Origin of the sequence: Paenibacillus sp. RU5M (assembly GCF_900221055.1) — a bacterium.
GTDB classification, from domain to species: Bacteria; Bacillota; Bacilli; order Paenibacillales; family Paenibacillaceae; genus Paenibacillus; species Paenibacillus marchantiae.
On record NZ_OBQM01000001.1, the window covers coordinates 913,588 to 934,295 of the forward strand.

At 44.2% G+C, this 20,708-nt stretch carries 16 protein-coding genes; 13 read left to right on the plus strand and 3 right to left on the minus strand.

What is annotated here, in order from left to right; genetic code table 11:
* Positions 1-343: 343 nt before the first annotated feature.
* Positions 344-1,450 (plus strand): phosphotransferase enzyme family protein, encoded by a 1,107-nt coding sequence (locus CRO25_RS04275; RefSeq protein WP_256863548.1) that lies wholly within the window; start codon positions 344-346, stop codon positions 1,448-1,450.
* 100 nt (positions 1,451-1,550) lie between these two features.
* Here the strand turns inward: CRO25_RS04275 and CRO25_RS04280 are convergent, their stop codons facing one another.
* Complete coding sequence (locus CRO25_RS04280; protein WP_079693815.1) at positions 1,551-2,402, minus strand: AraC family transcriptional regulator; 852 nt, start codon at positions 2,400-2,402, stop codon at positions 1,551-1,553.
* A gap of 176 nt (positions 2,403-2,578) precedes the next feature.
* Between CRO25_RS04280 and CRO25_RS04285 the strand changes: the two genes are divergently transcribed.
* The 3 genes from CRO25_RS04285 (at position 2,579) to CRO25_RS04295 (ending at position 6,910) form a co-directional block, all read left to right on the plus strand.
* Positions 2,579-3,985, plus strand: a complete 1,407-nt coding sequence (locus CRO25_RS04285; RefSeq protein ID WP_079693814.1) for a glycoside hydrolase family 4 — start codon at positions 2,579-2,581, stop codon at positions 3,983-3,985.
* Between the two features lie 407 nt (positions 3,986-4,392).
* Positions 4,393-5,673, plus strand: coding sequence for a cytosine permease (gene codB, locus CRO25_RS04290; protein ID WP_079693813.1), 1,281 nt, complete (start codon positions 4,393-4,395; stop codon positions 5,671-5,673).
* The gene (locus CRO25_RS04295) at positions 5,642-6,910 is read left to right on the plus strand and encodes a cytosine deaminase (RefSeq protein ID WP_079693812.1); all 1,269 of its coding nucleotides are present in this window, start codon (positions 5,642-5,644) and stop codon (positions 6,908-6,910) included. Before codB ends, CRO25_RS04295 begins: the two co-directional genes overlap by 32 nt.
* Positions 6,911-7,077: 167 nt before the next feature.
* Here CRO25_RS04295 and CRO25_RS04300 read toward each other — a convergent pair whose 3' ends face one another.
* Positions 7,078-8,568, minus strand: coding sequence for a PLP-dependent aminotransferase family protein (locus CRO25_RS04300; protein WP_079693811.1), 1,491 nt, complete (start codon positions 8,566-8,568; stop codon positions 7,078-7,080).
* A 132-nt stretch (positions 8,569-8,700) separates the two neighbouring features.
* Between CRO25_RS04300 and pdxS the strand changes: the two genes are divergently transcribed.
* The 8 genes from pdxS to CRO25_RS04340 all read left to right on the plus strand — a co-directional run bounded on the left by pdxS (position 8,701) and on the right by CRO25_RS04340 (position 18,626).
* Positions 8,701-9,585 (plus strand): pyridoxal 5'-phosphate synthase lyase subunit PdxS, encoded by an 885-nt coding sequence (pdxS, locus tag CRO25_RS04305; protein ID WP_211754044.1) that lies wholly within the window; start codon positions 8,701-8,703, stop codon positions 9,583-9,585.
* A gap of 248 nt (positions 9,586-9,833) precedes the next feature.
* On the plus strand, positions 9,834-10,574 hold the full coding sequence (locus CRO25_RS04310) for a LytTR family DNA-binding domain-containing protein (RefSeq protein WP_079693810.1): 741 nt from the start codon (positions 9,834-9,836) through the stop codon (positions 10,572-10,574).
* 1 nt (position 10,575) lies between these two features.
* Positions 10,576-11,874, plus strand: coding sequence for an ATP-binding protein (locus tag CRO25_RS04315; protein ID WP_097115715.1), 1,299 nt, complete (start codon positions 10,576-10,578; stop codon positions 11,872-11,874).
* A gap of 118 nt (positions 11,875-11,992) precedes the next feature.
* Positions 11,993-14,044 carry a serine hydrolase gene (locus CRO25_RS04320; RefSeq protein ID WP_079693809.1) on the plus strand — a complete coding sequence of 684 codons (2,052 nt, stop codon included), beginning with the start codon at positions 11,993-11,995 and terminating at the stop codon, positions 14,042-14,044.
* 184 nt (positions 14,045-14,228) lie between these two features.
* On the plus strand, positions 14,229-15,581 hold the full coding sequence (locus CRO25_RS04325; protein WP_079693808.1) for an FAD-binding oxidoreductase: 1,353 nt from the start codon (positions 14,229-14,231) through the stop codon (positions 15,579-15,581).
* Positions 15,582-15,734: 153 nt separating this feature from the next.
* Positions 15,735-16,613 (plus strand): chromosome condensation regulator, encoded by an 879-nt coding sequence (locus tag CRO25_RS04330; protein WP_063562648.1) that lies wholly within the window; start codon positions 15,735-15,737, stop codon positions 16,611-16,613.
* A 6-nt stretch (positions 16,614-16,619) separates the two neighbouring features.
* Complete coding sequence (locus CRO25_RS04335) at positions 16,620-17,204, plus strand: TIGR00730 family Rossman fold protein (protein ID WP_072733167.1); 585 nt, start codon at positions 16,620-16,622, stop codon at positions 17,202-17,204.
* A gap of 339 nt (positions 17,205-17,543) precedes the next feature.
* Positions 17,544-18,626 carry an ABC transporter substrate-binding protein gene (locus CRO25_RS04340; RefSeq protein ID WP_063562646.1) on the plus strand — a complete coding sequence of 361 codons (1,083 nt, stop codon included), beginning with the start codon at positions 17,544-17,546 and terminating at the stop codon, positions 18,624-18,626.
* A 209-nt stretch (positions 18,627-18,835) separates the two neighbouring features.
* Here the strand turns inward: CRO25_RS04340 and CRO25_RS04345 are convergent, their stop codons facing one another.
* Entirely contained in the window at positions 18,836-20,284 is a 1,449-nt protein-coding gene (locus tag CRO25_RS04345) for an amidohydrolase family protein (RefSeq protein WP_179132069.1), read from the minus strand.
* 203 nt (positions 20,285-20,487) lie between these two features.
* On the opposite strand from CRO25_RS04345, the gene CRO25_RS33665 reads away from it, so the two are divergent.
* Entirely contained in the window at positions 20,488-20,613 is a 126-nt protein-coding gene (locus CRO25_RS33665; protein WP_063562644.1) for a hypothetical protein, read from the plus strand.
* Positions 20,614-20,708 lie beyond the last annotated feature (95 nt).

A 20,708-nucleotide genomic window follows, 5' to 3' on the forward strand; every position in this document is an offset into this window, starting at 1 on the left:
GTCTAAACGAGAAAGGGAGAACGGGATATAAAGGTTATTGACGAGAATCCACATGTTTTTTTACTTTTGGGTTAAAGCGGAGAAATGATAAAAGTGGGTTGTGCACTTTTTTTACTTTTCACCAAATCTTTTTTTACTCATGGCCCAATGACAACGACCCAGATATTTTGATTCGATATTATTACGTGGCGGCAGTATTAACAAAAACAATAGAAGAATCTGGAATTTTAGGTTAAGATATATACATCTGAACAAAAAGGAGCGAATTTCAATGACTAACAAGGTGATTGTGCTTTAGGTTCACAGAAGGATATTTGCGGCATGGGGATTCCTTTTGTGGACATTGCAGTGCGGGAAACCGTCCCATCAATGTTTACTGGAGGAGATTATTATTAACTTTAACGAAGCTGTTAACATCAGCAATACGCATGTACTGGCATTGGTATCGGAGTTGTTCGATCTGGAGGGTTACAACATCCAGCTTATTCCACCTCATGAGGGTGGGCGAAATGTCGTTTATACCTGTGAGCAAGAGGGGTATGAATCGCTAATTCTCCGAGTGTCTTTTTTGCCTGACAGAAAGCGGGAAGATTACATTGCCGAGCTGGAATATGTCCAGTATCTGTTTGATCATGGAGCCAGCGTTTCGAATGTAGTGAGTTCCAAGAAGGGCAGTCTGTTAGAAGAGATCACTTATGATCATCATACGTTTTTTGTCAGCCTGTTTAACAAGGCCAAGGGAAAGTTGCTGGTAGAAAATAATTATCAGTACCGAGAAGGTGTTCCACTTACCGAATACTATTATAATAGCGGCAAAGTTCTGGGCAAAATGCATCAGCTATCCAAAAGCTATGTACCCGTCCATCGCCGGCATCATTTTTTTGATAATTACAAAGGTGAATATATCAACAACTTGATACCTGAATCATTCTCGCTGCTTAAGGAGAAGATGTTCGAACTGCTGAATACTTTAAAAGGTTTGGATACAAACCAGGAAACATTCGGAATGATCCATTTCGATTATAACGATGGGAATTACTCGATCGATTTTGATACCGGTCAGATCACGGTGTATGATTTCGATAATTCATGCTTCGGTTGGTATATGTATGATCTAGCAGATCTATGGACACACGGTGTGGGCTGGATACAATTCGAACCTGACGCTGGTAAACGCAAAGCGTTCATGCATGATTATTTTGAAACCGCCCTCGCTGGTTATACTTCCGAAACCAAGATCGAAGATTCGATGTCGGAGAAGCTGCCTTTATTTATTCAAGTTACCCTTTTGGAGAATATCCTAGGTCAATTGGAGGAAATGCAGCATACGGGCGAAGAACCGGAGGATAACGAAGAAGTGTTGTATCTCATTAAATGTCTGGAAGAGGATATACCGTACAGGGGATTTTTCCATGACATGTATTCGAGTGAAGCACCCTTTACGTTATGAGGACCGCTGAAGTGACATACACCTGAAGCATGAATAACCAGTGACTAAACGAAGAGGCAGCCGGCATAGACCGGTTGCCTCTTCGTTTAGCTATGGCACTCTATTCAAATTTGGAAGGAGGCACGTTGTAAAATTTTTTAAATGCTTTGGAAAAGGTGAAGGGATCGGGATAGCCCAGAAATCCGGCAATTTGCTGGACCGTATATTTTTTCTCATACAGATAGTCACGTGCCCGGTTCATCTTGATTTGATTGATGTACTGTCCCGGCGTAATGCCCAGAATTTTCTTGAACAAAGAAATGAAATATTTCTCAGAGACACCGGCAATGGCCGCAAGCTCGCTAACTCGGATGACACGGTGCAGATTCGCATCCACGTAGGGGAAGACGTTCTGTAGAACCTCCAGACTTCCTTCCGTTTTCCTCGGTTTTTGGTCTTTTAGAAATTCACCGTTATACAGACCTTGCCCGTGAAGCTCCAAAATTTTTGCAATGACGAGAAGCAGGGAAGCCTTCAAATAGAGTGGACTTCCGGAAGCGCCGCTGTCCTGCTTGAACCTTCGATAGGACGAGGTGAACAGTGTTGATTCCTCCCGAACCAGGTTGCCAGGTACGATGCCCGGCAGTTGAAACTCGCCTAGAATTCGCTTTTGCTCGGCAATGCTGAAATCAAAGTGCATGTATATGAATCGGCACAGCTCTCCAGTCGTAGAAGCAATATAGGGCATATCCGGATAAAAAAACACCACGTCACCCTGGTCCGCTGTATGCGCGATTCCATCGATGGTGATCTGGACGGAGCCTGCTGTAATGAACCACAGATCATAATCGGAATGAGACTTGTGCTCCATCCAATTGCTATCGTGAGTTTGTTCCAAATAAGAGCTCATGCGAAGTGTGATGTACTCCGAAAGTTCATCGATTATACTCATATTTACAGTCCCTGCATGCATCTAATTCAACTCATCTCTCTCCACTTTATGACATCCTTCGATTTATCACTAATATAACCAAGGCTTTATCTCTTGTTATCTATCGTACCATATGACATGTTTTGAAAACTATCACACATTCCGATTCCAGCCCACTCACCTATAATGAACTTATATCGTTACGAGGAGGGTTATTGATGAATGCTACAAACACACAGCATCCAAAGGTAGTTGTTATTGGGGCGGGCAGCCTGTTTTTCGGTCGTCAGTCCATCTGGCAGATGGTTCACTCACCATACTTGAACCAGGGAACTTTAGCTTTAGTGGATACGGACGAGGAGCGGCTCTCGAAAATGGTAACACTTGCAGAGAGGGTCGCCCGGGAAAACAATGTATCCTTAAAGATTGAGGGCTCGGTGGACAGAAGACAAGTGCTTCCGGGAGCTGACTTCGTTGTGCTTAGCTTTGCAGAGCAATCAGTCAAATATCGGGGAATTGACTGCCAAGTCTCTCTAAAGTATGGCATTCGTATGTGTTCCGGCGATACGATTGGCCCCGGCGGAATTTTTAGGGCAATGAGAGAGCTTCCGGTTATTATGGAATGCGCCAGAGACATTGAAGAGCTATGTCCTGATGCCTGGGTAATTAATTATATTAACCCGTCTACCGTTCATGGCATCGCATTACATCGCTATGCGCCGAAGTTAAAATCGTTTGCCCTGTGCGATAGTCATCATATGCCGCATAAGAAAGCCTATTACGCTGTAAGAGCTGGAATCATCGAAAAGACAGACGAGTTCACCAATGAGATCGACCAGAAATTCGATTTCCGCATCGCTGGCGTCAATCATTTCACTTGGCTGCTTAAAGCGGAATTCGAAGGGGAAAATGTGATGCCCCTAATCGCGGAAGCCATGCGCAAAATGGCAGGTGATGAGAACAACGGCGGTGATCGCGGAGCAAAAGCTATTTTTAACGATGCGATTACCTACGAACTGTATGATATTTTTGGAATCATCCCCACTTGCACGGCTCATACGAAGGAATACGTTCGGTATTGGCAAGGTCTGGGTAAGACTACAGACGCAATTCCGCCATTATCCATCTGGGAGACAGAGGACAGGTATCAGCGTCACGACGAAATGTGGCGTCAGGTGGATGACTTTCTTGCGGGGAACATCCCGATTGCCGATTACATGAGCACCTTTGGGCCAGACCATGCGACTGATATCATTGAGAACATGGTAGGGAATTTGGGGAAGAAGTTTTTCATCAATACGCTTAATCAAGGCGCGGTAACCAATATGAATGCCGATTCGTTCCTGGAAGTGCTGTGCGATGTGGGAATGGACGGAGTTAAGCCAGTTCATGTAGGCGAGATGCCGCGTGGAGTAAGAGGAATGCAAGAACTTGTACTGGATACACATGAGCTGACGGTCGAAGCTGTTCTGGAGCAGAGCTACGAGAAGCTGAGAAGGGCGATGCTCACTGATCCACTCGTGAGTTCCATCAGTGACGCGGACAAGATCATTCATGAATTGTTGGAACTGGAACGTGATATGATTCCCGACGTCTGGTACAAGGACAGACTGCAGTATAGCTAAGGTATAGATAATGATAAAAGACCACGTTAACCCTTCTGAAGGAAACTACGTGGTCTTTGATTTTATTAATAAATCCTAGTTCATTTAAAAGATAAAGAAGTATAAAAAAGCTTACTGTAGAAGGGATTCATAACATTTGGATAATAATGACATTGACATCTGCGGCGTTTTCTAAAATAATAAATGTAATTGAATACTGGTACCTTTAATTCAGTCCAGAGAGGCTGGCAAGGGCAGCGGATTTTATAATCACGCGTGAATCAGGGCATATCTCCTCAGGGATGCTCTGCGTCTTCGCGCGGATTATGATGTAAAAAGAGGCTACTTGTCAGTGTGTAACTTGACGAGTAGCCTCTTTTTTCTGCTTTTTTTTGGTATCAGATACACTTTAAGCTGGAGGTATTCTGATGAGCAAACAAGATCAAGAGTTTTCATGGCAAGAGGTGCCAAAAACGCAGAGAAATCATTTTTGGAAGACGTTATCCGTAATGTTGGGTTTCACCTTCTTCTCGGCGAGTATGTTGGCAGGGGGTACGCTTGGAGTCAGTTTGACGTTCATGGAATTCATTGGCATCGTACTTGCGGGCAATCTGGTGCTCGGTATCTATACAGGAGCACTGGCGCATATCGCTGCCAAGACAGGCCTTTCCACACATTTACTTGCTAAATATGCGTTTGGTGCGAAAGGATCGTACCTGCCATCGTTCCTGCTCGGCTTCACACAGGTCGGATGGTTCGGGGTAGGCGTGGCCATGTTCGCGATTCCGGTTGCCAAAGCAATGGATTGGAACGTGTACCTGCTGATTATCCTGTTTGGTCTTGCTATGACGGCATCAGCCATCTTCGGTATGAAATCGCTCGTCATCTTGGGTTATATCGCGGTACCGGCAATTGCCATTCTCGGCGGTTACTCCATGTTCGAAGGTGCAGGCTCGCTGGGAGGTCTGCAAGGATTGCTCGATTACACGCCGACAGAGACACTCACCGCGGCAGCAGCATTGACCATTTGTATCGGTTCATTCATTAGTGGCGGAACGTTGACGCCCGATTTTGCTCGGTTTTCCCGGACGTCCAAGCAGGCGGTTACCGCAACGGTTATTGCCTTCTTCCTTGGGAACTCGCTTATGTTCCTGTTCGGGGCAGTTGGTGCAATGGCATATAACCTGGCTGATATCTCAGAGGTCATGTTCCTGCAAGGCCTGCTCATTCCTGCGATTATCGTTCTTGGACTCAATATCTGGACAACCAACGATAACGCCTTGTACGCCTCCGGATTGGGTTTTGCCAACATCACTAAAATTTCGAAAAAGTTCTTCGTCATCGTAAACGGCATTGTGGGTACAGTATTTGCCATGTGGATGTACAACAATTTCGTCAGCTTTCTGAATGTGCTGGGCGCGGCAGTACCGTCCATTGGGGCCATCATCATCGCAGACTACTTCTTCGTGAAGCGCAGAAACTATAAACCGTTTGCTGAGATGAGTTTCAAAACTGTAAACTGGGTAGCAATGGTGGCTTGGGCCATCGGCGTTGCGTTTGCTCAGTTGGCTCCAGGCGTAACACCACTGAATGCACTGATCGGTACGGCAGTGGCCTACATCGTATTGATGCTGATCGTTCCTAACAAAGAATCCATTAAAGAAAAGGGGAAAATGAATGATTATACAGAACGCAAAATTGCGGGGTAAAGAAGGTCTATGGAATATCGTTGTAAAAGACGGGAAGTTCGAACAAATTACGCAGGAGCTACAAGCCACTGCAAATGAGGAAGTACTTGACGTCAACGGTTCACTTGTATTGCCACCGTTCATTGAGCCTCACATCCATCTGGATACAACGTTAACGGCTGGCGAGCCGGAGTGGAATTTGAGTGGGACGCTGTTTGAAGGCATCCAGCGTTGGTCGGAACGTAAAGCATTCTTGACACATGAAGATGTTAAAACTCGCTCCAAAACAGCACTGAAATGGCAAATGGCGCAAGGAATCCAACATGTGCGGACACATGTGGACGTTACAGACCCAACCTTGACTGCAGTCAAAGCGATGCTTGAAGTAAAAGAAGAGATGGCACCATACATCGACATTCAGCTTGTGGCTTTCCCACAGGAAGGTATTCATTCCTATCCAAACGGTGCAGAACTGCTGGAAGAGTCACTGAAAATGGGCGTTGACGTGGTCGGCGGCATTCCGCACTTCGAATTCACGAGAGAATACGGCGTCGATTCGATGAAGGTTGCTTTTGACCTTGCTGAAAAATACGACCGTTTGATCGACATCCATTGCGACGAGATCGATGACGAGCAATCCCGCTTCGTGGAAGTCGTTGCCAAGGAAGCCTACGAACGCGGACTGGGCTCTCGTACAACAGCAAGCCACACGACGGCGATGGGGTCTTATAATGACGCATATACGTACAAATTGTTCAGATTGCTGAAGATGGCTGACCTCAATTTCGTCTCCAATCCGTTGGTCAACATTCACCTGCAAGGGCGCTTCGACACGTATCCAAAAAGAAGAGGTCTGACTCGCGTCAAAGAACTGCAGGAAGCTGGTCTTAACGTGTGCTTCGGTCATGATGACATTTTCGATCCATGGTATCCGCTAGGGACGGGCAACATGCTCCAAGTACTGCATATGGGTATTCATGCTTCGCAGTTGCTGGGTTATGATCAAATCGTAAATTCGGTCGATCTCATTACGAAAAACAGCGCAAGAACGTTGCATATCGAGGATGTATACGGCATTGAAGTAGGAAAACCTGCCAACTTCATCGTTCTTGAAGCAGAGAACGAATATGAGGCTGTTCGCAAACAGGCTGGTGTACTGTACTCGTATAGAAGTGGCCGCAAAATCGCGGAAACAAAACCGAGAGACACGTCAATCATTCTTGAAGGTGGTTCGGAGAAGGTTACGTTCAATAAATAATTAAATAAAAAGTGCGATGCATCAACCATAGCCCTCGCATTAGCCAATAAATCCCCTCAGGGTGAACAGGTCAATAGAGATTCCATGATTGTGGAATCTTCCTGTACAAAAGAGGGGATTTTTGTTGTTCCGTTTTGAAATTCGAGATAGAGACGAGAGAGAGTACCTCACAATGGAGCTGTGACGGCATTTTTTAATTTGGATACGCCTTTCTGTAATTGAACATCTGACAAATGTGCAAATGATAAATAGATACCATACTTCGTACCGTCAGACGTTGAACTGCTGACTTCTGCGTATACAACCCCTTCTGATCTAGCCGACGAACGAAAGACTTCATAAGTGGACGCATCACCTCGCCACCAGCCAAACACATGCAGACCGGCTTCATTTTCCACCCAATCAAACCATGTTGAGAGTTGCTGGTTCAAAAGTTTGAGTAACAGATGAAATTTGCGACTGTATAAACGATTCATCCTGCGCAGATGACGCTCATATTGGCCGCTTGTCATAAATGCGGCTAACGCCCGCTGCTCGATCAGATTGACGGGTCTTGGCTCGTATAATGCCTGTGCCTTTCTAAAGGTGTCTGCCAAAGTAGGGGGGAGAACCACATAACCAAGCCGTACTTCCAAAGGCAAGGTTTTCGTGAAGCTACCCAGGTAGATTACGCGCCCCGCTTTATCCAATGTTTTCAGCGGTTCAACATGCATTCCGCGATATCGGAATTCACTATCATAATCATCCTCGACAATCATGGCATCATGACGATGTGCCCAGTCCAGCAATGTTTGTCTGCGTTCAAGGCTGAGCATTTCGCCAGTAGGGAATTGTCGGGACGGCGTGACAAACAACATACGTGCTTCCCAGTTTTGGGGAACAACGCCTTGACCATCGAGATTGGCTTCAATCAACGTTGCACCTGCAGCCAAAATGGCTTGAGAAATCCCGATATAACAAGGACTCTCCGTCACTACATGATCCCCGGGATCTGCAAGTAATTGAGTGAGTAGAGCTATAGCTTGCATAGAGCCTGCAGTCACTGCAATATGATCCGCATCGACTTGAATCCCCCGCATCCGCCGAAGGTAGGCAGCAATGGCTTCTCGCAATTTCGGCTCTCCTGTTGAACTAACAAGAGCAGAGGTTGTTTCTATGTGATGCTCTCGATTTCGTATCTCAGCATACAATCGATTGTTCCATTCATCGTAAGGGAATTTGGAGAAATCAGGCTGGTATTTGCTAAAATCAATAACTTCGTCGCTTTCTATTCTGGAATTACTTGTTTGTGCATTGGTTTGTGAATTCCTTTGAGTTGTATGCTGTTCAAACTGCTGAATACGATTCCCCCAGGCTGATAAGTGATGAGCGCAAGCTTTCACGGTGGACGCATCATTACTTAAATCCAACTGATAAGCAACAAAGGTTCCTCTTCCATGCTCTGAATGAATGTAACCTTGAGCAGTCAACGTATCGTATACCTGATTCACTGTGCCTCGGGAAATGTGATACGTCGCAGCTAACTCTCTCGTAGATGGTAACTTCTCGCCATGCACCAGATTACCTTCATGAATAGCATCACGAATTGCATGATAGAGAGCCTTCATCTTGGTATATTTTCGGTTCAAATATGAACTGTAAGCTACATGAAATTGCATATGCCCTCCAGAGGTTAATTTAGAAGTGGTACAATAAAAACCGAAATTATTGGATCTTTTTAGTTGTCCATTCTCATTCTATACTAAATCATAGGTTGAAGTGAAACAATAAATTTAATTAGGAGGACTACAATTATGCAAACAGGTACAGATCGTGTAAAAAGAGGAATGGCTGAGATGCAAAAGGGCGGCGTCATCATGGACGTTATGAATGCAGAACAAGCTAAAATTGCTGAAGCAGCAGGGGCAACAGCTGTTATGGCTCTTGAACGGGTACCCTCCGATATTCGCGCAGCCGGTGGTGTAGCTCGCATGGCAGACCCAACCATCGTGGAAGAGGTTATGAAGGTTGTGTCTATTCCGGTTATGGCCAAGGCTCGTATCGGTCATTACATAGAAGCCAAAGTACTTGAATCCCTAGGTGTGGACTATCTCGATGAAAGTGAAGTTCTTACGCCTGCAGACGAAGTATTCCATATCGATAAACATGAATTCACTGTACCTTTTGTATGTGGAGCCAAAGATTTGGGAGAAGCTCTGCGTCGTATTGGCGAAGGTGCTTCGATGATTCGTACAAAAGGTGAGCCTGGAACGGGCAACATTGTTGAGGCAGTTCGTCATATGCGTCTGATTAACAGCCAGATCCGCAAAGTGAAAAACATGTCTAAGGATGAGTTGTACGCTGAAGCCAAGAATCTGGGCGTAGCTTATGAATTACTGCGCGATGTTCATGAAAATGGAAAACTTCCAGTCGTTAACTTTGCAGCAGGCGGTGTAGCCACTCCGGCAGACGCAGCACTAATGATGCATCTGGGAGCAGACGGTGTGTTTGTAGGATCAGGTATTTTCAAATCAGATAACCCTGAGAAATTCGCTCGTGCAATCGTTGAAGCTACAACACATTACACGGATTACAAACTGATTGCTGAAGTATCCAAAAACTTGGGTGCCCCTATGAAAGGCATTGAAATTTCTAAATTGGCTCCAGAAGAGCGCATGTCCAACCGCGGTTGGTAAGCGTAAATAGAACAGTAGTTTTAAAGTAGTGTTATGATTTTACACAACGCTGTATATGAGTATTGAGCCTGAATGAAGTAGGAATAGATATCAAGAAAAGCCGATCAATGAGAAAATTGATCGGCTTTGTTGCGCTTTAGGGTCTGAATCATGCGTTTCATCCGAATCTCGCTCTTAAACCTGTGATAAAATAGTATATTTGAGAGTGAAATTCAGCATCGATGTCGATGAAAGGCGGATGTTCAAACATGTTCAATGTTGCAATCTGTGATGACGAGGAGAACCAAAGAGAACTTGTAAAAACGATGCTTATCTCCTTATCTCTAAAAACGAATATTGATTTTCAAATTACATTATTTGCATCCGGTGAGCAGCTCGTCTCACATTATAAAAACGTTGGAGACACGTTTCATATCCTCATTATGGATGTGGAGATGAGCGGAATGAACGGAATCCAGACAGCCAAAGAAATCAGGAATATGAAGTATCTGGATGTGCAAATCATGTTTCTGACCAGCTACCCCGAGTATATGGTGGAGAGTTTTGATGTGGTTACTTTTCAATATCTGATCAAACCAATCCTGCCGGATATCTTCGAGGAGAAAATGATTAAGCTGTGCCAATATTTTATAGCGCTGGACAAAAAGTATGTACTGATTAAATCAGACTATGAAGAGCTTCTATTGAAATACGATGATATTCTCTGGATTGAGGTCATGAAGAGTTTGACGATCAAGAACAAATTAAAATTGGTGACTCAGGAAAATTCGCATGAGAGCAAAGGCATCTTATCCGGTTACGCTACCGCTTTGAAAGATCATGGTTTCTTGCAAATTCATCGATCGATTATTATCAACCTGATGCATGTTCAGAAGTTTGCGGGTACTCAAGTCATCATGTTAAATGGTACGGAATTGCCTATAGGCCGCTCCAAAGTAAAGGAAGTCAAGGATGCTTATACCAAATATATGATCATGAGGATTCAGTGATATGGATATGTATGTAATCTTGTCCGTCTTCGTCGTTCCTTTACTTATGGCATTTCAGGTGAATTTTTATTTCAATTCCGTGCTGGGCAAGTCCAGACGAAAGCCATATAGAGCAATCTATTTCATTGTATTTGTTGTACTCGGGTATTTCTATTTGGTATCTTCATTTTCACCTGTCGTTTCATCCGTTTTTGCATTGTTATTCATCTTCAGCCTGGCACAATCCTATGAGGTGGAATTCATCATAAAACTTGCTTTTACCATCCTCTATGCAGTACTGCTCACAACGGTAAATTACATTGCCGTATATATTATGAGTGCGATCGATTCCACGGATTACAGCATATGGGATCATTTCAACGTGGATTATCACTGGGTGTTCTCCAAAGTGATGTTGCTTGGTTGCAGTATCATGTTCATTGTTATCCAGATTGTGCGTTTGATTGCCAAACGGAGAAGTTTCGCTGTGCAATATCGTTATTATTTCTTGTTTCTGATCGTACCCACCATTACGATCTATCAGATCAATGTGGCTTCGACTTATAGTGAAAAAAATATATATTACGTCGTTTCCGTGCTGGGCTCTCTTTTTCTCAATGTGTTCATTGTTTATGTATTCGATAATATGGTGGAAAAGGTTCAGCTCGCACATGAAAATGTTCAACTACAGCGTCAGATGGACTATCAGGATGCCAACTATGAAAAGACAGTGCACAGTTTCAAAAACGTGAAAAGCATCATCCATGATACCAATCAGCAGTTCCTGTACATTGAAGAGTGTATCAAGCAAAACAAGCTTGATGCCGCAGGTGAGCATATTAAACTCACATTGAATAAGATTGAAGGAGCGTACCAGCGGGTGAACTCCGGCAATCTTGTTATCGATGCCCTTGTTACGAATACCATCGCCGTGGGGAAGGCAAATGGGATCAAAGTCGACACCCGTATTCAACTCCATTCACAACATCTCCATATCGATCGTTATGATCTGTGCGTTGTGCTCGGCAATATGTTGGATAATGCCATCGAAGCTTCCAAGAAAGTTAGACATGCCGAAGACAGGTATATCCTGGTTGCAATTCACTCCACGGCGTCTGCACTCGTAATCCAGATTCTAAATCATGTGGAGCAAAAATTGACTCACCTCAAGAGTGAGAAGCCCAATCCCGAGTTCCATGGGATCGGCTTAACCAATATATCGAGAATGTGCGACAAGTATGGCGGACATATGAGTATCGAGAATCATCATCGGACATTTAATAACATGGTCGTTCTTCCTTTTGACATGAACAGTCACTGATCATACCGTTCGGGGATTGTTTTTTTCCATTCAGGGTTCGTTATCGTTCTATATGCTTCTTCCCAGATATGATGAATGTAATTATATGAGCAGTATCATAAGGGAGGAAGTTATTATCATGAAGAAACTAATCAGTATGCTATGTACGGCTGTACTTGTAGTCATTCCGATGACAGATGTCAGTGCAGAGACGAACAAGATGGGAGCGATTGAAGATCAGGCTGGGCGACTCGCCACAGAGATGGTGAAGAATTATGGTGTTACAGGTTTACAATATGCGATCATGGATGAAGGGAAGATCATTTTGTCCGACAGTGTTGGATTCCAGGATAAAGCATCCAAGACACCAGTCGACAAGAATACCATGTTTGGAATAGGCTCCGTTAGCAAAATGGTTGTCACGGCTGCCACCATGATGCTGGTGGATTCCGGTAAAGTGGATCTGGATCAGCCCCTCACTTCCTATATTAAAGATTTTGAAATGGCAGACGCCCGGTATACCCAAATAACCCCACGAATGCTCATGAACCATTCCTCCGGGCTTTATGGCACCCATTATGGAAACAGTATGTTATTTGACGATACCGATACCCGCAATCATGATGAATTACTGCTCAAACTAAAGTCAGAGAAATTGAAATCAAACCCGGGGGCCTTTTCCGTCTATTGCAATGATGGCTTTCAGTTGCTTGAGATATTGGTTGAAAGTGTGAGTGGATTGAGCTACAGCGAATTTATTGCCAAGTTCATCAGTGAGCCGTTACAGCTGCAAGCAACCAAGACACCGCTTGATTCTTTTGATAGAAAACAATTATCGGAAACCTATTGGCCTTCGTTTGAAACGAAACTGCCTGTCGAAAATGCCAATATCATCGGTGCAGGTGGAGTCTACTCGACTGCAGAAGAATTAAGCAAGTTCGCTGAAGTGTTGATAGGAAACAAACCGGATATTCTGTCCAAATCAGCAGCAGAGTCCATGCAAAATCATGAATATCGTCGGGGAATATGGGTGTCCGAAGAGAGAAATACCTTCAACTATGGTCTCGGATGGGATGCTGTAGCACTAGCACCGTTCAGCGATTATGGCATTACCGCACTTGCCAAAGGTGGAGACACCATGATGTATCATGCCTCATTAATCACTATACCGGAACATGATATATCAATAGCGGTCCTATCTTCGGGCGGGTCTTCTATCTATAATCAGATGTTTGCCACTAAAGTTCTGCTGGAGGTTCTTCAGGATCAAGGCATCATCGACGAGATAGAGCCTGAACAAACTTTCTCACCACCTGTCAAAACAACGATGCCATCGGAATTAACGGCGTATTCAGGCCACTATGGTACGGTAGGTTCAACCCTTGATATAGAGGTTAAGAATGGCGAGATCGCACTTCCGGCTATGCAGGGAGGACTTATCCCGGAGCAGAATTACGTGTACACAGGTGAAGGGGAATTTACGAGTAACGATGGAAGTGTGAAGGTCAGCTTCGAGAAAGAAAGCAACGACAAGGTATATTTTAAAGTTCAGGCGAATATCACGCTGCCTGGATTAGGCCAAACGGTCATGAACACATATGATTATCAAAAATTGGAAAATAATTCACTGGATACAGCATCGAAAGAGAAATGGAAGGCTAGAAACGGCTCGAAATATTACGCGCTGGATGAAAAGATAACGTCGATCTTCTATCTGGTGCCATCGATGCTGATCAAAAACCTGACCGTAGATGTGGAGAACGGTTATGCGAATGGCACACAAATTGTAGATCCGGATAATGCAGAGAATGTTGCCCAGATTCCTGTGATGAACGGAAGAGATGCTTTCGATCTGCATTTCCGTACGAAGAACGAAGCGGAGTACTTAACTCAGGATGGACAGGAGTATATTGCGGAGGAAGCCATCACACCAATCTTCGGTGGGAAAAAAGGCATCACCACCATCCCTTCAAACGGTCAAGCTCGGTGGTATGCCATCGACTCCAGATCAGCGAACAAAACGTTAACCGTGGATTCTCCGGAGAGTGGAGGTTATGCGGTATATAACGATAAAGGTGAAGTGGTTCAATTCTCGAAAGCAACCAATCAACAATCAACGCTGCTTCCCGAAGGTGGTTTTATCGTCTTTGGTGGTGAAGCGGGAGATGTCTTCAAGCTTCAACTAAAGTGATTGCATAAGGAAAAATGATTTCATTCGAAAATATCGGATCTGAGCGTAGGTTGCTCGTGATCCGATATTTTTCTTTTTTTATACGCCCAAACACAACATGATTCCCCTTCATAGGTTATATGGAGTCAGCCTAATTTGTTAATGAAAATTATGTGTTTTCATAACTAAGGAGTTGGATAGATACGTGATTTCCAAAGTTAAGCTTACAGGGCGAGTGGTGTTTAAAGGTGACCCTGGATATGAAGTGGCTCGGAAGAACTGGGATCCGCATACGGACAGATTCCCTAAAGTTTTTGTATTTGCTCAAAAAACACAGGATGTAGCCAATGCCATAAGATGGGCGCGTCAAAATAAGGTCCCTATTCGTCCGAGAAGTGGGAGGCACGCTTTAGAGCCCAACCTGTCACAGGTCAATGGTGGTATTGTCATCGACGTTAGCGAAATGAAGAGAATCAAATTAAACAAAAAAAGCGGAACGGCCGTCGTGGAGACAGGTAATCGGGTAGGAAGAATCGTGGATACGTTGGCTCGACAAGGATATATGGCCCCATTTGGTGACAGTCCAACGGTTGGAATTGGTGGAATAACACCTGGTGGTGGAATTGGTCCACTGCAAAGGACAACGGGTCTCATCTGTGATAATCTAATCGAGCTCGAAATGGTTGACGCTAAAGGGCGGATTATTCGGGCGAACAAAAAGAAAAATTCCGATCTTCTGTGGGCTACACGTGGCGGCGGAGGCGGTAACTTCGGTGTATACACTAAATATAAATTCAAGGTGCGGCGCTCTCCAGCCAAAGCTACTGTATTTAGTATCACATGGCCATGGAATCAGTTCGAAAAAGTCGTGAAGAAATGGCAAGTATGGGCGCCTAATGCCAGTACCAAGCTGGGAAGTGAATTAAGTGTTGGTCCCAAAAAAGGCGGAAATGTTAGCATGATAGGGGTATACCTCGGTTCGAAGAGTGAAGCCCTCCGTCAGTTGGAACCCATTCTTAGCGTAGGAACGCCTACCAAAAAAAGCATTCTGTACCTGCCATACAGGGCAGCCACGAAGTTTTTGCTAGCCCCAGATCCTGTACTCACTCAAAGGTACAGCAACCAGTTTTCCAGTGGCTTTGGTAGACAGCCATTCCCGGATAAAGCCTTCAAAGTCATGCGTGAGTTTCTGGAAAATGCAGAGGAAGGTACACCAGCCGGTTTCTATTTCCTTAACTGGGGCGGTGCTGTAAGTCGAGTCGCTCCTCAAGCCACTGCGTTTTATTGGCGAAGAGCTGAATTTTATGTGGAATGGAACAGCTCATGGGTGAAGCCATCGCGTGCAGCTAAAAATATTGCTTTGACTCGGAACACGAGAAAGAAATTGCAACCTTATATTGTAGGGTCCTACATTAACGTACCAGACCAAGGTATTAAAAATCCAGGGCCGACCTATTATGGCAAGAACTATGCCAGATTGAGAAAAGTAAAAGCGAAATATGATCCGAAAAATGTGTTTAATAACCCGCAAAGTATTCCACCGGCTAAATTAAAATAGGGTACGATTTCCAAACCGTTAATTCTGAAAAGAGTTAACGGTTTTTTTGACCTTTCTAATCGTTGTATTTACTATTTATTGTAGAGTAAGATGTAAAAAAATAATATTCATACTCCAACGGGGTTCTGGTAATTTATTTTAAGGAGGTAAAAGATGGATTACATTTCGTCGATTGAAGCGGCATTAAAGGTGAAGCGCCCTAAATATACCGCCATAGCGGCGGGGCGACGTCATACCATTGGTCTTAGATCGGACGGAACGGTGACGGCAGTGGGTGATCATAAAGTTGGACAATGTGATGTAAACGGTTGGCGCGATATGGTGGCGGTAGCTGCTGGTAATGTTCACATGGCAACGAACACGGGTAATGCGCATACTATCGGCCTAACGTCTCGGGGCACTGTAGTGGCTGTGGGTTGGAATATACACGATCAATGCGAAGTCAACGACTGGCACGATATTGTAGCAATTGCTGCGGGGTGGCGTCGTACCGTTGGTCTTAAATCAGACGGCACAGTGATTGCAGTGGGACGAAATAATGAAGGCGAATGCGATGTAAGCAGCTGGCGTGATATGGTGGCGGTAGCGGCGGGTGACTGGCATACCGTCGGACTTAAATCAGACGGAACGGTGACGATTGTGGGCAATAATCAGTATGGCCAATGTGAAGTAAGCGGTTGGAGCGACATTGTCGAAGTAGCGGCAGGGTATCTTCATACCGTGGGGCTTACATCGGACGGTAAGGCGGTTGCCGTGGGTAGGAATAAACATGGCCAATGCGATACAAGCGACTGGGGTAATATTACGGCGATAGCGGTAGGAAGTAATCATACCATTGGCCTTAAATCGGACGGTACGGTTGTGGCTGTGGGGTTGAATAAGCATGAACAGTGCAATGTAGGGGGCTGGTGTGATATTGTGGCGGTAGCTGCGGGTTGTGCTCATACTCTTGGCATTAAATCAGACGGCACGGTGGTGGCTGTGGGGGATAATGAATATGGTCAATGTGATGTAAGCAGTTGGCGCGGCTAATTTACTATGGACGGGGGAATTGAATTGAAACGGATTGCGGTATATTGTGGTGCAAGTAAAGGTAACAACGCTATTTACGAGAAAGCTGCCGTTCAGATAGGTAACTGGATTGTTGACCAGGAACATGAACTAGTCTATGGTGGCGGAAAAGCAGGATTAATGGGAGTACTCGCTGATACTGTGATTCAACGTAGTGGCATTGTTACTGGGGTTATACCCACCTTTTTGCAAGCGAGAGAACTGGCCCATGAGCAGCTTAACAAAATCATTATTGTGTCTAATATGCATGAGAGAAAAGCTAAAATGATTGAACTTGCAGACTGCTATATTGCAATTCCAGGTGGACCAGGGACACTTGAAGAAATTACAGAGGTCATTTCGTGGGGGAGAATTGGGCAGCATGTCAATCCATGCATCTTCTACAATGTGAACGGATATTATGATCTGATTGGCCAATTCTATGACAAAATGGTCGAAGAAGGTTTCTTAACGAAAACAGATAGACAAAAGATACTTGTTACAGATTCTTTAGACGAAATTAACACTTTTATAAGTACTTATGTACCGCCTGATATTCGTCAATACAATTAATGTTTAATATCAGCGGCAATGTAACGAACGGATGAGTAGAAGGTTCGAAGACGGCACGTTCCGACTGGCACAATCGGTTAGGGCTCCATTGAAAGTCGCTATTATAGCGGCTTTTTTTGTTTTATCTGGATGTGCTACTAGAAACGGAAGATCTCGAGGGCATGGATAGTTGATCTGTCGTGGAAATTTCACCAATGGAATGTGGGGCTCTATAAATCGCAACTTCTTTATATGATAATAGTTATCATTCTCATTTACGTAGTTCGACATTTGCTGTATACTGACAATGACTATGATACATAATGGCCAAAAAGAAAAAGGAAAAGGGAGAGATTTTGAATGTTTTTACGAGTGAAAAAAGGAGCAATCCTTTGTTTAATTACTGCACTTGTTTTTGTGCTTGCAGCTTGCTCCAGTAGTAATGGCAGCAGCAAAGATGCAAACACTAGCTCACAGGGAGCAGTGACGGATACCGCTACGAATGCTTCAACAGATGAGCAAAAAACGGATGCGGATGCTACAGGCGCAGCTCAAACAACGTACCCATTTGTTGTGTCAAACTATACAACTGAAAACGGCACCTGGGTGGCAAAGGAACAAACCTTTGATAAGGCACCTGAACGAGTAGTTGCCAATACACAAGGTGCAGCAGAGTTATTGATTCGTCTTGGTTTGACTGACAAGATTGTTGGCGTAGCGGCGTTGTTTGGCAATGTACCTGATGATATTGCTGAAGATTTCAAAAAAATTCCTGTGTTATCTGAAGGTTATGTAGGTAAAGAAGTGACCATAGGTGCTTCACCTGATCTGATTATGGGGCGCGGGGGATTGTTTGAAGATGCTGATTGGGGCGTTGGCACTGTAAACAGTCTGAATGAGATGAATATCAAAACATTTGTACAAAGTACCAGTGTTACTGACGCAAAATTAGATAATCTATATCAGGATATCACTGAGCTAGGTAAAATATTTAACGTACAAGCGAATGCAGCGGCATATATCGATCAGCTCAAAGCACGTGAGAAAGCGTTATCGGCTCGAGCAAGCGCTGAAACGATCAATTATGCATCTTTCTTTGATAATGGTGATGGAACCATTGGAGTGTACAACGGAAATGGAGACACATTTATTGAAAGTGCAATGTCATTAATCAATATGCATAATATGCTGATTAACGAAGAAGGCACCCTCAGTTTGGAGAAGCTAATCGAGATCAATCCAGATGCCATGATTATTTCGAAATATGCCGGCGGTATTGATCCAGAACAAACGATTGAAAAGCTGCTAGCCAACAAGCAATTGCAAAGTATTAACGCGATTAAAAACAAGAAAATTTACGTTATCGATTTCAACAACTTCTGGGGTTACGGCGATTCTATCTTCACAGGAGTTGAAGCACTTGCAGATGATCTGAACTTGTAAGGGCACATGCGCTTGCTTGATTACCATGATCCGATAAATATCATGTTTATTTTAACGGCAGAACAGTAATTTACTGGGCTGTCGTTTTCATTTTAATATGATCAAAGTATCGAAACAGGATAAGGCCCTTCCTCTTCATATTCGGGAAGAGAAGGGCTTGTCCGCATTAATGATTAATGAAGGATGTTTTTATTGGCAGAAGACCCAGATTATTGCGTTTCCTCTTTCACATCGGCCACTTTTATCACGGGATAGGTTTGAACTGCATGGTCCAAAGTTTGTTTCTCCATCAGTTTCCCATCCAAGATAACGGCTGAGATGCTTGTCGTATTTCGGATATCCTCTAACGGATTCTTATCAAGAATTACGAGATCGGCAAGTTTTCCTTTTTCTACGGTGCCCAGTTCCTGCTCTCTTTCCAAATATCGTGCCGGATTCAACGTTGCTGACTGCAAGGCCTGGAGTGGGGTGAGGCCGCTTTTAACTAGCAATTCAAGTTCATCGTGCAAGGAAATGCCGTATATAAAGTTAGTCATTTCGTAACTGGAATCGGTGCCTGCAAGCATAGGCACGCCAGCATCATTTAACTTTTTGACCATGCCTGGCGTTAGGGAATTGATGGCCTCCATTAATTCCGTTTGTTCGGGAGGGGTTGCGCGAATCACTTCGGCCCATTGCTTCTGCACGGCCGTCGGTACGTATTTGGACCGCGGATCGATTTCGGTTTTGGCCATATTCAAATAGGTAACCATGGTCGGTACAGGCCAGACACCTTTTTCTTTGAATTTGCGGAACAGCTTGTTAGCCTTTACTGAATCATAAGATTGGGAAGCCTCGACCTCTGCGAGCGAATAACCAAGCAAATCACTCATGTCGGCATGTTTGAAAAGTTCATCCTCGATGCTCGAAGTGGCAATAAACAACCCGTGTAGGTGCTCTATGCTCTTAAATCCTAGCTGAACGGCTTCGCTGGCTCGAACCTCTACCGGCAAATGACCGACAACTGGCAAACCGTATTTTTGGGCTTCATCCATGACTGCTAGAAACAGAGGACGCGGCAACCAAGAGTACACTTTGATATGATCCGCGCCTTTTGCCACATTGAGACGTACAGCTTCCCGCGCTTGTTCCTCTGTGCTCAGGTAGAACATGTGTGGGGCTTCGTCAGCAGGATCTCCATTTAGAGTCGAACCTGCATAGAAAAGACGTGGTGCAGGCATCCCGGCTTGAATACTCGTTTTCCATATATCGACGTTTGTCAGCGCCGCGCCCATCTCCCTTACTCCGGTTACACCATTAGCCAGAAAGAGAGGAAAAGCGTCTTTATAGTTATCTTCCAGATGGACATGCATGTCCCACAGACCGGGAATGATGTATTGGGCCTTAGCATTCCGTACTTGCGCGTAATCGGGAATGGCCGTTTGACTGCTACTTCCAATGTAACTGATCTTGTTATCCTTAATGATAATGGTCTGATCGCTGGCTAACTTTCCGGACCTTACATCTACAATCGTCGCATGCTCAAGCGCTAACGTCTGCCTTGTCGCAGGTTCAATGCTTGCATAACCGGTACCTGTAGCGCATGCTAACACAATCCATAATGCCATGAACCCTACTATGTACTTCTTGAAGCTACCTAATTCTCTCGTTAAACTCATTATTGTCCTCCTCATAGATATGAATGATATCAACTGATTTATCTTCATTCTAGAGTGTGAATCCTGATTTTTTATTAATTCATTCTTACAAAAATCTTACGGTTGAAAGGGAAGAGGGAGCAGTAGCCTTTTTTGTTTTTAGCCTTGTCAAATTAACAAATCCTGAATAATCTAACACATACCACAAAAGAGGGGGAAGAAACATGAGCGAAGTTGGATATGGAAATGTAGGCGGACTTGGTGGAGGATACGGTGGCTTCACGTCCGTTGGTGCAATTCTGGTATTGTTTATTCTGTTGGTTATCATCTCCAAAGCATTCTTAGTTTAATATTAAGCTTAGAATTTCCGCTGGCTTTCGCTGGCGGTTTTTTTGTTATATAAAGGTCAACAAAAGCAATTTAAATAGGGAACGTTATGTCATGA